Genomic DNA, 12,264 nt, shown 5'->3' with positions numbered 1-12,264 from the left:
CGTCAGCCCTCCGCGCCCGTGTAGAACGCGATCGTCGCGGCCGCCGTCCGCGTCGCCGTCTCCCGGTCCGCTCCGGAGACGGCGTACGCCTCGCCCCATCCCTCGCCCGAGCCGGTGATGAACGCGCTGCCCTCGGGCGTGGTGTGCCAGGTCGCGGCCTCCTCCTTGCTGAGACCGCCGCCCGCGAGGTGCAGCGCGAGTCCGTACAGGCCGAGGTCCCAGCCCACCCCGACGGCTCCGGGTCCGAACTGGTCCCAGAATTCGTCGGGTACGACGGCCACGTGCTCGAGTTCGAGGACCGTGCGCTCGCCTTCCTCGGGCGTGAGCCGCACCTCTACCTCGCTGAAGCCCGGGTCGGGGCCGTACAGCCAGCTCACCCGCAGCCGCTCGGGCGGCACGCACTCGAGGATCTCGCCGCCGGCGTTGCCCTCCAGCTGGTAGCGGCCGCCGACCTTGAGCTCGCCGCTGACCGGCATGAACCAGCGGGCGATCCGCTCGGCGGAGGTCACCGCGTCCCACACGTCGGCGATCTCGGCGTCGTACGTACGGCGCAGCACGACCGTCCGGGCCTCGCCGGACTCGACCTGCCGGGTGCCGACCCGTCGGTGCGTACGGTTGATCGCGTCGGCGATCTCACTCATGCTCGCTCACCTCTCCTTGCAGCCTGCGCTCGCGCTTTCCCCGCGCGAGCTCCGTTCCGAGCGCGTCGAGCCGTTGGTCCCAGAAGCCGCGGAAGCGCTCCAGCCAGGCGTCCACCTCTCTGAGCGGGGCGGCCTCGACGGCGTACAGCCGCCGGGTGCCGTCGGCGCGCACGGAGGCGAACCCGCTGTCCCGCAGCACTTTGAGGTGCTGCGAGACGGCCGGCTGGGAGATCCCGAACTCGTCCCGGATCACGGCACTGACCTCGCCCGACGCCTGCTCCCCTGCGGCGAGCAGTTCCAATATCCGGCGCCTGACCGGATCCCCGAGTACGTCGAACGCGTGCACGCGCCCCACTATGCCACTCTGCACTTATATAAGCCAAGCCTTAAAAAGCGGCCGGGGGTCGCGGAGTGGTCCGCGGCCCCCGGGCTCAGGAAGGCGTGGCGTGGGTCAGGCAGGCGCCGGCTCGGCGCGCAGCATGGGATGGCGCGCCGCGATCTCGTCCGGCACGGCGAAGGCGTCGGTGAGCGTCAGGGCATGCGGCACCAGTGCGGCGACGGTGGCCTCCAGGACCTCGGGCAGGTACCGGACCTGCTCGGCGGTCAGCCGCTCGTGCGCGAGCAGCTCACCGCTGTGCGCGGCCACGTACCGCAGCGCGAACAGCCGGTGCAGGTGCTCCAGCAGGAGGGCCACCTGCGGGTCGGCGGCCTGCGCGGCCGCGGCGAGCAGTTCCTGTGCGGCCAGCCGGTGGACGTGGGCGTCGACCAGGGACAGCGCCGCGCCGGAGGCGCCGTTCCAGCGGTCCAGGGGCGAGCCGGCCCGTTTCGCGCGCAGGCGCACCCGGGCCCGCTCGTGACGTATTCGCTCCAGGTCCCCGATCAGGTCGTGCAGGTGGGCCGGGTCGTGCAGGCTCCGGGTGGCCGGCGGCACCTCGCTGGACGGCGTCGGGGTGAAGCCGCCCAGCAGCATCTCCCCCGCCGCCTTGACCCAGATGACGGTGTTGTCACCCTCCGCGGTGATCGTGCCCTCGTTGGCCGCGAGCTGTCCGGCGATCCCGTTGGAGAGCAACAGGCCCTGGGCTCCGCAGCGTTCTCTGCACTCGGTCATCACGGACCGGGCCTGCCAGGTGATCCAGCCCTTGGCGACGGCCACCAGCCGCTCGGCCTCCTCGCGCTCCCCCTCCGCCGCCGCCCGCGCCCATCGCCGTACGACCGACCGCTGGAGCAGGGTGGCGGCGTAGGTCGTCGCGAGCGCCTCTACGAGCGGGGCGTGGTGGGTGCGATGGGAGAACAGCGGCACCCGCTGCCCGCTGGTCATGCCCGAGGTGACCCGCTGGTGGGCGTGGCGCACGGCGACGGTCAGGGCGTGCCGCGTCACCCCGAGGCTGTAGGCGCTCATGCACAGTTTGCCCATGGTCACGCGGCCGATGGAGCGCAGGAACCGTTTGCGCGGACTCCCCAGGCAGGAGACGAGTTCGCCGTCGTCGGTCAGCCTGCCGTGGTCCCCCTGGAGCATGGCCGTCCGCGGCAGCCGCACCCCGTGGAAGGAGGTGGCGCAGTGGTCGACCGGACTGCTGGCCGTCTGGGGCAGCAACTCCACCTCGACACCCGGCAGATGACGGCCGTTGGTGTCCGTCAGCGAGGTCAGGAAGAGGAAGACCCCCTGGTCCTTGCCGTCGATCACCAGACGGGCGGCCACCAGGGCGTCCTTCGGGCCGCCGGCCACGGAGGTGTTGGGCATCCACTTGCGGGCTCCCCGGGTGGGGGTGGTGAGCACGAATCCGCCCGTGGCCCGGTCCAGGGTCGCCGTGGTCTCCATCTGGGCGGCGTCGTTGCCGTGCGCCTGCTCGGTGCACAGGAAGGTGCCGAGGCGCTCCATTCGCAGGTAGGGACCCAGATCCCGCCCCTCGTGGTCGTGATCGAGCAGGCTGCCGAGGAACAGGTTGTAGTGGATGCTGGCGATCGTGGTCATGCCGGCGTCCACCACCCCGGCCCACTCGTGCAGGGCGCCCAGGGCGACCGGATCCCGCGCCAGGGCCTGGGGATCGGGCACCGCCGCGTTCACCGTGCGCAGGCGTTGATAGGAGAGTTCCGTGCGCTCCTGATGGGTCAGCCCCTCGTGGTAGGCGAACACGTCGGAGCTGAACAGGCGACGCCAGGGCTCGTGCATCTCGGCCTGCGCGCCGAACAGGAGGTGCCGGATCGCGGCCGTCTCGGTCAGCGGGGGTGCCGTTACGGGGAGTTGAGAGGTGATCACAGCGGCAACGTAGCCCGAGGCACCCTCTGATCACATCATGATCATCACCACGATTGAACAGCCGCGCAGGGTGGTAGTTACCCGTTAAACGGCCTCTGTAATACCACGAGCCACGATCTGCACAAGGGCGATACCCCTCCCGCGCGGCACTTTACGCCTGCCCCTCCGAGGTGCCCTGCCGACCCTGCTTGTTGACGAGCGTTCAGGGGGACAGGGATCCTAGCGCACCCGCACCCGCACCCGCACCCGCACCCGCACCCGGGCGCTGGCGCGGACCCGTCGGCCGGTCACCACCCGCTGACGCGGCTCCAGAAGGCCTCGACGACCGGCGCGCCCGGCGCCGGCCGGGTGCCGTCGACGACGTGGTAACCGTGGTGCTGGGCCGCTGTGGCGCAGGCATGGTTGGGCAGGACACGCAGGCGGGTGCCGATGGGCAGGTCGGGCAGCTGGGTGCCGTCGCGGGCGGTGAGGGTGCCGTGCTCCTGACTGGCCGCTGTCATGACCAGTCCCGGCACCAGGCGGCCGTCGAGGTCGGCGACCAGGCCGTACCCCTGGTCCTGGGCCTGGGCCGCGGTGCCGCGGTCGCGGGACATGGCCATCCAGCCGCCGTCGGTGAGGATCCACCCGTACTCGGGGCGGTGGCCGATGACGGTGACGACGACCGACAGGGCGAGGTCGTCGACGTCGCAGACCCCGAGGCCGGCCATCACCAGGTCGAAGAACACGTAGTTGCCCGCGCGCAGTTCGGTGACCCCGGTGAGGTCCTCGGCGGCATGGGCGGTGGGGGTCGACCCCACACTGACGGTGGAGACGCGCAGGCCCGCAGCACGCAGCCGCTCGGCCGCCGTGACGGCACTGTCGCGTTCGTTGCGCGCGGCCAGCCGCTGCTCCTCGGCCGTGAAGGCGAAGTAGGACTCGCCCGCGTGGGTCAGCACACCGTCCAGGCAGCCCGCTTCGTGCAGGACGCGGCCGATTGCCGGGAGGGCGGGCGCATCGGGCCTGAGACCGCCGCGATGGCCGTCGCAGTCGATCTCGATCTGGGCGGGGACGGGAAGCCCGGCCCGGCGGGAGGCCTCGGCCACGGACTCGGCCTGCTCCTCGCTGTCCAGCAGGACGCGCAGGGTGACCCCGCGTCGCAACAGGGCGACGACACGCGGGAGTTTGTGGGGGTCGATCCCCACGGCGTAGGTGATGTCGGTATACCCGCCGTCGGCGAACGACTCCGCCTCGGCCAGGGTGGACACCGTGACCGGGCAGGGCCGGTCGCCCTCGCGCAGGAGTGCGGCGACGTCAAGGCTCTTGGCCGTCTTCACATGGGGCCGCAGGGTGACACCGAGCCGCTCGGCCCTGGCCGCCAGCCGCTCGACGTTGCGCCGCACCTTGTGGACGTCGACGACGGCGAACGGCGTGTCGGGATCGGCCAGCGTCCGTGCGGCGACGCCCGCGGAGGTCTGGACCGAACCCGCGGATGTCGCGGGGCGGACGGGGTTCGCGGGGTCGACCCGGCTCGCGGGGTCGACAGGGTGCATCGGGCTCACAGGGAAATGTCCATCTTCTCGAGCAGGGCCAGGCCCAGGTACAGGTCTTGCACTCCGATCCCGGAGCTGTCGAACACCGTGATGTCGCCGGCGGCGGTACGGCCTTCCGCCCGGCCGGTGAGGACCTGCCCGAGCGGGGTGAGGACGGTGTCCGCGGGGGCGTGCCGGCTCTCGCCCAGACGGCGGGCCTGTTCGGGCAGATCGCAGAACACGCGGGCGCGGGTGAACAGTTCGGGCGGGATCTCCCTCTTGCCGGGGGCATCGGCGCCCATGCAGGACAGATGCGTACCGGGGCGGATCCACGAGGCATCGAACAGCGGTGGGGTGTCGTCGCGGGTGGCGGTGGCGGTGACGACCACGTCGGCCAGGGCGCAGGCCTCCTCGGCACCGGCGGCCCGGGCCCGGTGGCCTTGGGCTGCCAGTGCCGCAGCCGTTCCCTCGGCACGCCCGGCCGTACGGCCCACCACCAGGACCTCGGTGACGGGCCGGACCCTGCTGACGGCGCGCACCTCGTAGGCCGCCTGGTGACCGGTCCCGAATACCGCCAGGGTGGTGGCGTCCGGGCGGGCCAGCAGGTCGACCGCGAGGGCGTCGGCTGCGGCGGTCCGGTAGGCGTTCGCGGTGCCGACCTCCAGGACGGCGGCGAGCCTGCCGACCGACTGGTCGAACAGCAGCAGGACGGAGTGATGGCGCGGCAGGCCGCGTTCGCCGTTGCCCGGCCAGTACGTACCGATCTTCACGCCGGCGTGTGTCGCGGACGCGGACGGCTTGAGGCTGAACCGGTTGCGCGGATCGGATCCGTGCACGGCGAGCGAGGGGAAGACCGGGCCGTCCACCGTCGCGGCGAAGGCGGCCCGGGCCGCCTCCAGGGCCAGGTCCTCGTCCACGAGCGCGGCGGTCCGCTCCTCCGGGATGTGCAGAAGGGGGCGGTCGGTCGGCGGCGGGCCTGGGTGCGGTCCGTCGGAGGTCATGAGAGGCCCCTCACTTCGTGTAGTTGTAGACGGTCGCCCGGGAGACGCCCAGCAGGTCCGCGATGGTCTGCGCCGCGTCCCGCGAGTCGAAGTAGCCGTCCCGGTGCAGCCGTCGTACGAGCGCCTTCTTGTCCTGTCTGCTCAGCGACCGGGGCGTGGCGGCCCGCTCCGCGGCCCACTCCTCGACCGTCCGGCGCAGTTCGCGCGTGGTGCGGTCCCGCAGCGTCTCCAGGGGCTGCTCGCGGTGCTCGGTGTCGGTTGCCACGAGGTTGGCCAGGGCGAGCGTGACGGGGGACAGCACCGAGACGTCGAGATTGAGACACAGGGCCGCGACGTACTCGCCGGCCTCGTTCTTGATGCCGATGGACGTGCTCTTGGCCGGGCGGCCGTCGGGGAAGCGATTGGGGTAGTTCTGGATGACGCTCGGGTACTCCGGATCGGCGATGCGCGCCAGGCCCAGCTCGGTCGCGGAGTCCCCGACCCGGCGGCCGGAGAGGTTGTTCTCGATCGCTCGGATCGCGTGCCGCGGGTCCCGGAGGTCGTGCAGGACCACCTCGCACAGGCCCGGGAACATCCGGCCGAGCGCCACAGCGATCTTCTCGGCCTCACCGATGAGGTGCTCGTCCGTACCGATGAGGTGCTCGTCCGCACCGTCCACGACGCCCTCCACCACCCGCGCTCCGTCCCGGAACCTGCCTAGACTGATCGTCTAGATCTGGATATGCAGCCTAAGAGCGTGACCGGTGGTTGTCCAGCGCGACGGGCGAGGTGTACATATGGGCCGCCCGGGTGCGGGCCGGTGTCGTTGTGGCGCATTCTTGCTGTGTCGCCCGTGGGACGGTGCACGGACTAGGTAGGGCCGATGACTGGGAGCGCCGAGGACGCACACCCGACGGCCGGGCGGTTGGCGGCGCTGCTGATCGACGCTTCGACGGAGGCGATCAGTGCGGCCGGCGGCCACGCCGGAGGGGTCTATCTGCGCTCCCGCACGCCCGGACTGCTCCGGCTCGCCGTCCTGTCGGGACTGCCCGGACCATTGTTCCGTCCCTGGTGGCGCCTGCACTTCGACCGCCCCTTCCCGGTCGCCGACGCCTACCGGCTCGGAGTCCAGGTGGTCCTGCCGAACGCCACCGAGACGATGCGGCGCTACCCGCAGTTCGCCGCCGGGCTCCCCTTCCAGTTCGGCTCGCTCTACGTGCCCGTCGTCGCCGGTTCCTCGACCTACGGCGTGCTGACCGTGCTGCGCCCGGCCGTGACCGACGCCGCCGAGGTGCTGTCCGGACGCGACCGCGTGGTGCGCCTCGCCCAGGAGCTGGGCGAGGCGCTGCGGGCCCTGGAGGACGGCGATCCGGACCAGGTCGCCTGGGACGGCGAGCCGGTGTGCCTGCGTCCGCCGACCGCTTCCACGTCCGTGGGACGCCACGGACGCTTCGCCTGGGACCCGGAGACGGCCGGGATCACCCTGGACGAGGACCTGCACACCCTGCTGGGCGTGCCGCCCAGCGAGTTCGCCGGCACGGTCGAGGCGTTCGCCGAAGCGGTGGCACCGTCCGACGCGCACCGCATCCTGGCCAGCCTGCGGGACACCGCCGCGGGCCGCCCTCCCGCGCTGCCCCTCTATCTGCGCGACGCGGACGGCGCCCTGCGTCTGCTGGACCTGTGGAACGCCTACGAACCGCCCGCCGCGCCCGCGGTCCGGGGCGTCGTCGTGGCCCCGGGCCCCGCCCCCACGGCCGACTCCGCGGCGGACCTGCTGCCCGACGGCGTGTTCTGCGTGGACCGGCTGGGTCTGGTCGTCTACGCGAATCCGCGCGCCGCCGAGCTTTTGGGCCGCCCCCGCGCCGAGCTCGTCGGCCGGGACCTGTGGGAGGCCGTGCCCTGGCTGGCCCGCCCCGACTTCGAGGACCACCTGCGGGCGGCCCTCCTCACCCCGGACCCGGTCCACTTCCACCTCGCCCGCCCACCCGAGCAGGAGCCGGAACCCAGGCCGACCCTTCGGGACACGGGGACGCCTGGATCGGTTGCGGGCATGGGGGCGCCTGGACCGGTTGCCGACACGGGGACGCCGCCAGCTGGGTGGGACGCGGGGCCCCCGCGGCCCGGCTGGGACCCCGGGTCACCGCCACCCGCGCCGGATGCCGCCGAATCCGGGTCCGCCGGAGACGCCGGGCCGCCCACGTTCGCCGCGGACGCCGCGCCAACGACGCCTGCTCGGGACGCCGGGGCACCACTACCCGCCCGGCACACCGAACCCTCACCACCCACTCCCGACACCGCACCGCCCACACCCGCTCCAGACGCCGGAGCACCGCCACTCACTCCGGACACCGGGTCACCACCACCCGCTCACCACGCCGAGCCCTCGCCACCCGCTCCCGCCGCCACGCCCCCACCCGTCCAACCGCCCCCCGCCCGGAACACGCGCCCGCCCACACCCACCCCCCGCCCCGAGTCCCCGGCCCCGAACGCCACCGCACCGCCCTCCTCCCCCTCCCGGCCCACCGAGCCGCCCCCGCCCCCGCGCCCGTCAGACCCCGAGCCCGACCCGCGGTCGTACGAAGGCGACTGGCTCGCCGTCTCCGTGCATCCCGGTCCGGACCGGCTGACCTGCACGGTCCGGCCCGCGACCCGGGTCGCGGACAGTCCCGCGGGGCAGGAGGGCGGCAAGGCGGGCGGGAGCCCCTTGGCGCCCCTGTACCGGCCGATCGCGCTGGCCATCGCGCTGACCGAGGCGGTCACCGCCCGGCAGGTGTCCGCGGTCGTGATGCGGGAGCTGCTGCCCGCGTTCGGCGGTCGCCGGCTCGCGATCTACCTGCTCCAGGAGCGGCATCTGTACCTGGAATGGGAGACGGGCTTCCCCAAGGGCTTCCTCGCCCCCTTCGAGGGCGTGGACCTGGGCGCGCGCCTGCCCGGCGTGGAGACCCTCACCACCGGCCGCCCGCTGTTCTTCGACTCGATGGAACAGCTCACCGCCGCCTACCCCGGCATCCCCCTGGACGCCGCCGAGGGCGCCCGCGCCTTCCTGCCGCTGATCGCCTCCGGGCGTCCCGTCGGCTCCTGCATCCTCGGCTTCGACCGGCCGCGCAGCTTCAGCACCGAGGAACGCACCGTGCTCACCGCGCTGGCCGGACTCATCGCCCACGCCATGGAGAAGGCGCAGCGCTACGAGTCGGAGACCGTGCTCGCCCGCGGCCTCCAGCAGGCGCTCCTCCCCCGCCGTCTCGCGGCGCACCCGCAGCTCGAGACCACCGGGCGCTATCTGCCGGGCACCGCGGGGATGGACGTCGGCGGTGACTGGTACGACGTCGTCGAGTCCGGCGACGGGCTGGCCCTGGTCATCGGGGACGTCCAGGGGCACGGGGTGCAGGCGGCGGCCACCATGGGCCAACTGCGCACCGCGGTCAGGGCCTTCGCGCTCGGCGACCGGCCGCCGGACGAGGTCATGGCCAGCACCAACCACCTCCTCATCGACCTCGATCCCGGCCTGTTCGCAAGCTGCTGCTACATCCGGCTCGACCCGGCCACCGGGGTGGCCAGGGCGGCCCGCGCCGGGCACCCCCCGCCCCTGCTCCGCAGCCCCGACGGCCGCACCCGGGTCCTGGACCTGCCCGGCGGGGTGGTGCTCGGGGTGGCACCGCGGGCCCGCTATCCGGTGACCGAGCTCCGGGTGGAGCCCGGCGCGATCCTGGCGCTCTACACCGACGGGCTGGTGGAACGGCCGGGCAGTGACATCGACGAGGGCATCTCCGCCCTGCGCGTGGCCCTCGCGAGGGCGGGCGCTCCGGCCGCCCGGCCGGGCAGCAGGTTCCTGGCGGGCGTGGCGGACCGGCTCACGGCGAAGGCCCGGCACGCCCTGGACCGCCCCGACGACATCGCGCTGCTGCTCGCCACCCGGCGGGCGGCACCCACCAAGTCGCTGTGAGAACGGTCTGGCGGGTTTGTTCATGTTCTGTCACACCGTGTGACGACCCTCGCCTCCTGGGGCGCGGCAGTGTAGACATGGGCACATGGTCCGACTCCTGGGCCGCTTCGGGGGCGGGTCGGCCCGTCGCCCCGGCGGTCCCCGCCCACCGCAGACACCCGACGACGCTCACGACCGGCACGAGGGCCCGCTGAAGGGCAGTTCGCCCACGCGGGTGGAGCGCGACGGGGCCCGGACGCGGCGGCCGGGAGCCCTGCGGGCGGCGGTCGGCGGCCGCAGCGTGGCCGGGCAGGTGTTCGTCCTCCAGGTCGTGATCGTCCTGCTGCTGGTGGTGGCCGCGGTGGTGGCCCTGGTGCTCCAGGTGCGGCACGACAGCACCGTCGAGGCCCGCAACCGTTCGGTGGCGGTCGCCCAGGCCTTCGCCAACGCCCCCGGCACCGTGGAGGCCCTCAGGAGCCCCGACCCCTCGGCGGTGCTCCAGCCGCGCGCCGAGGCGGCCCGCCGGGCGACGGACGTCGACTTCATCGTCGTCATGGACACGAACGGCATCCGGTACACGCACCCCAAGCCGGACCGGATCGGCAAGAAGTTCGTCGGGGACATCGCCCCCGCGCTGGCCGGACGCGTGGTGACCGAGGACATCACCGGCACGATCGGGCCGCTCGTGCAGGCGGTGGTCCCGATCAAGGACGACGGCAAGGTCGTGGGCCTGGTGTCGGCCGGTATCACCACCGCCAAGGTGGGCGGCACCGCCAACCAGCAGCTCCCGCTGCTCCTGATGGCCGCCGCGGTCGGGCTCGCGCTGGCCACGGCGGGCACGGCGCTGGTCAGCAGACGGCTGCTGCGCCAGACGCACGGGCTGGGCCCGCACGAGATGACCCGCATGTACGAGCACCACGACGCCGTGCTGCACGCCGTGCGCGAGGGCGTGCTCATCGTCGGCGGCGAGGGCAGGCTGCTGCTCGCCAACGACGAGGCGCACCGGCTGCTGGACCTGCCCGCGGACGCCGAGGGTCGGCACGTCCTCGACCTCGCCCTCCCCGCCGACACCGCCGGGCTGCTGGCCTCCGGCCGGGTCGCCACCGACGAGGTGCACCGGGTCAGGGACCGCCTCCTGGCCGTCAACCAGCGGCCCACCGACATCCAGGGCGGTCCCCCGGGCAGTGTCGCCACCCTGCGCGACTCGACCGAGCTGCGGGCCCTGTCCGGGCGCGCCGAGGTGGCCCGGGAGCGCCTCGACATGCTGTACGACGCCACGGTGGGCATCGGCACGAGCCTGGACGTGACGCGCACCGCCGAGGAGCTGGCCGAGCTCGCCGTGCCGAGGTTCGCGGACTTCGCCACCGTCGACCTGTTCGACGCGGTGCTCAGCGGGGGCCAGCCGGAGGCGGCGACCACCCTGCGCCGGACCGCGCTCAGCGGCATCCGTGAGGACGCGCCGCTGTTCAAGGTCGGCGAGCGCATCCCCCTGGTCGACTCCGCTCCCCAGGCCCGCGGCATCAGCAGCGGCCGGGCCGTCCTGGAGCCGCGGCTCGCCGAGGCCACCGGGTGGCACGCGCAGGACCGGGAGCGCTCCGCCCACGTCATGGAGTACGGCATCCACTCGCTGATCGCGGTCCCCCTGCGGGCCGGGAACCTCGTCCTGGGCACGGTCAGCTTCTGGCGCTCGGACAAGCCCCAGCCGTTCGACACCGAGGAGGTCGCCCTCGCCGAGGAGCTCGTCACGCGGGCCGCGGTCTCCATCGACAACGCCCGCCGCTACACCCGCGAGCACACCATGGCGGTGACGCTCCAGCGCAGCCTGCTGCCGCGCCGGCTGCCCGAGCAGGACGCCCTGGACATCGCCTACAAGTACCTGCCCGCGCAGGCCGGGGTGGGCGGCGACTGGTTCGACGTGCTGCCGCTGTCCGGTGCGCGGGTAGCACTCGTGGTCGGTGACGTCGTGGGCCACGGGCTGCACGCGGCGGCCACGATGGGCAGGCTGCGCACGGCGGTGCACAACTTCTCCGCACTCGACCTGCCGCCCGACGAACTGCTCGCCCTGCTCGACGAGTTGGTCGCCCGCATCGACCAGGACGAGGCGGAGGAGAGCGGCAACTCCCCGGTCACCGGGGCGACCTGCCTGTACGCCGTCTACGACCCGGTCAGCCGGTTGTGCACCATCGCCCGCGCGGGCCATCCGCCGCCCGCCCTCATCCACCCCGACGGCAGCGTCGAGTATCCCGACGTGCCCGCCGGTCCCCCGCTCGGCCTGGGCGGCCTGCCGTTCGAGACGGCCGACCTGGAACTCGCCGAGGGCAGCCGCCTGGTGCTGTACACGGACGGGCTCGTCGAGGACCGGGAGCGCGACATCGACGTCGGACTGGAGCTGCTGCGCGCCTCCCTGGCGCAGGCGGGCCCGTCGCCCGAGGACACGACCCGGGCCGTGCTGGACGCGCGGCCGCCGTCCCGGGCCACCGACGACATCGCCCTGATCGTGGCCCGCACCCGGGCGCTCGCCGCCGACCGGATCGCCGAGTGGCAGGTCCCCGCGGACCCGGCGGCCGTCTCCGACGTACGGGCGGCCGTGTCCCGGCAGCTCGCCCGCTGGGGTCTGGACGAGCTCGCGTTCACCACGGAGCTGATCCTGAGCGAGCTGGTCACCAACGCGATCCGTTACGGCGGCGACTCCATCCACGTCCGCATGCTGTACGACCGCATGCTGATCTGCGAGGTCTTCGACGGCAGCAGCACCTCACCGCATCTGCGGTACGCGGCCATGACCGACGAGGGCGGCCGGGGGCTGTTCCTCGTGGCCCAGCTCAGCGAGCGCTGGGGCACCCGGTACACCCCGGCCGGCAAGGTCATCTGGGCGGAACAGCCGCTGCCGTGACCCCGTGGGCGCGCTTTGACCACCCATAAGGTGATCTTATGAGCTCATAGACCGGACCCGCGT

Annotated in this window: 8 protein-coding genes; 2 read left to right on the top strand and 6 right to left on the bottom strand. The window is 73.4% G+C overall.

What is annotated here, in order from left to right; all coding sequences use genetic code 11:
* Positions 1-2: 2 nt before the first annotated feature.
* From ACIQJT_RS04100 to ACIQJT_RS04075, 6 genes are all read right to left on the bottom strand, one after another.
* Positions 3-641, bottom strand: coding sequence for an SRPBCC family protein (locus ACIQJT_RS04100; RefSeq protein ID WP_402639639.1), 639 nt, complete (start codon positions 639-641; stop codon positions 3-5).
* On the bottom strand, positions 634-996 hold the full coding sequence (locus tag ACIQJT_RS04095) for a metalloregulator ArsR/SmtB family transcription factor (RefSeq protein WP_365459586.1): 363 nt from the start codon (positions 994-996) through the stop codon (positions 634-636). The genes ACIQJT_RS04100 and ACIQJT_RS04095 overlap by 8 nt, the downstream gene beginning before the upstream one ends.
* Positions 997-1,092: 96 nt before the next feature.
* Complete coding sequence (locus tag ACIQJT_RS04090; protein WP_402639637.1) at positions 1,093-2,898, bottom strand: acyl-CoA dehydrogenase; 1,806 nt, start codon at positions 2,896-2,898, stop codon at positions 1,093-1,095.
* A 287-nt stretch (positions 2,899-3,185) separates the two neighbouring features.
* The gene (locus ACIQJT_RS04085; RefSeq protein WP_402639635.1) at positions 3,186-4,427 is read right to left on the bottom strand and encodes a DSD1 family PLP-dependent enzyme; all 1,242 of its coding nucleotides are present in this window, start codon (positions 4,425-4,427) and stop codon (positions 3,186-3,188) included.
* A gap of 5 nt (positions 4,428-4,432) precedes the next feature.
* Positions 4,433-5,407 (bottom strand): ornithine cyclodeaminase family protein, encoded by a 975-nt coding sequence (locus ACIQJT_RS04080; RefSeq protein WP_402639633.1) that lies wholly within the window; start codon positions 5,405-5,407, stop codon positions 4,433-4,435.
* 10 nt (positions 5,408-5,417) lie between these two features.
* Positions 5,418-6,065: a transcriptional regulator gene (locus ACIQJT_RS04075; RefSeq protein ID WP_402639631.1), complete on the bottom strand. Its 648-nt coding sequence runs from the start codon at positions 6,063-6,065 to the stop codon at positions 5,418-5,420.
* A gap of 204 nt (positions 6,066-6,269) precedes the next feature.
* Here ACIQJT_RS04075 and ACIQJT_RS04070 point away from each other — a divergent pair, with 204 nt between their 5' ends.
* Together ACIQJT_RS04070 and ACIQJT_RS04065 are read left to right on the top strand one after the other, a co-directional pair.
* Positions 6,270-9,329 carry a SpoIIE family protein phosphatase gene (locus tag ACIQJT_RS04070; protein WP_402639629.1) on the top strand — a complete coding sequence of 1,020 codons (3,060 nt, stop codon included), beginning with the start codon at positions 6,270-6,272 and terminating at the stop codon, positions 9,327-9,329.
* 85 nt (positions 9,330-9,414) lie between these two features.
* Entirely contained in the window at positions 9,415-12,201 is a 2,787-nt protein-coding gene (locus ACIQJT_RS04065) for a SpoIIE family protein phosphatase (RefSeq protein ID WP_402639627.1), read from the top strand.
* The last annotated feature ends 63 nt before the right edge of the window (positions 12,202-12,264 follow it).

The sequence above is a fragment of the Streptomyces sp. NPDC091972 genome (genome assembly GCF_044756385.1).
GTDB lineage: Bacteria > Actinomycetota > Actinomycetes > Streptomycetales > Streptomycetaceae > Streptomyces.
Note: the sequence above shows the minus strand (reverse complement) of the source record. Positions and strands in the feature narration are given on the sequence as shown.

Excerpts from the sequence above, each read along its gene's own strand:
- ACIQJT_RS04065 (WP_402639627.1), top strand. The coding sequence starts at position 9,415 with ATGGTCCGACTCCTGGGCCGCTTCGGGGGCGGGTCGGCCCGTCGCCCC.
- ACIQJT_RS04100 (WP_402639639.1), bottom strand. The coding sequence starts at position 641 with ATGAGTGAGATCGCCGACGCGATCAACCGTACGCACCGACGGGTCGGC.
- ACIQJT_RS04070 (WP_402639629.1), top strand. The coding sequence starts at position 6,270 with ATGACTGGGAGCGCCGAGGACGCACACCCGACGGCCGGGCGGTTGGCG.
- ACIQJT_RS04080 (WP_402639633.1), bottom strand. The coding sequence starts at position 5,407 with ATGACCTCCGACGGACCGCACCCAGGCCCGCCGCCGACCGACCGCCCC.
- ACIQJT_RS04085 (WP_402639635.1), bottom strand. The coding sequence starts at position 4,427 with ATGCACCCTGTCGACCCCGCGAGCCGGGTCGACCCCGCGAACCCCGTC.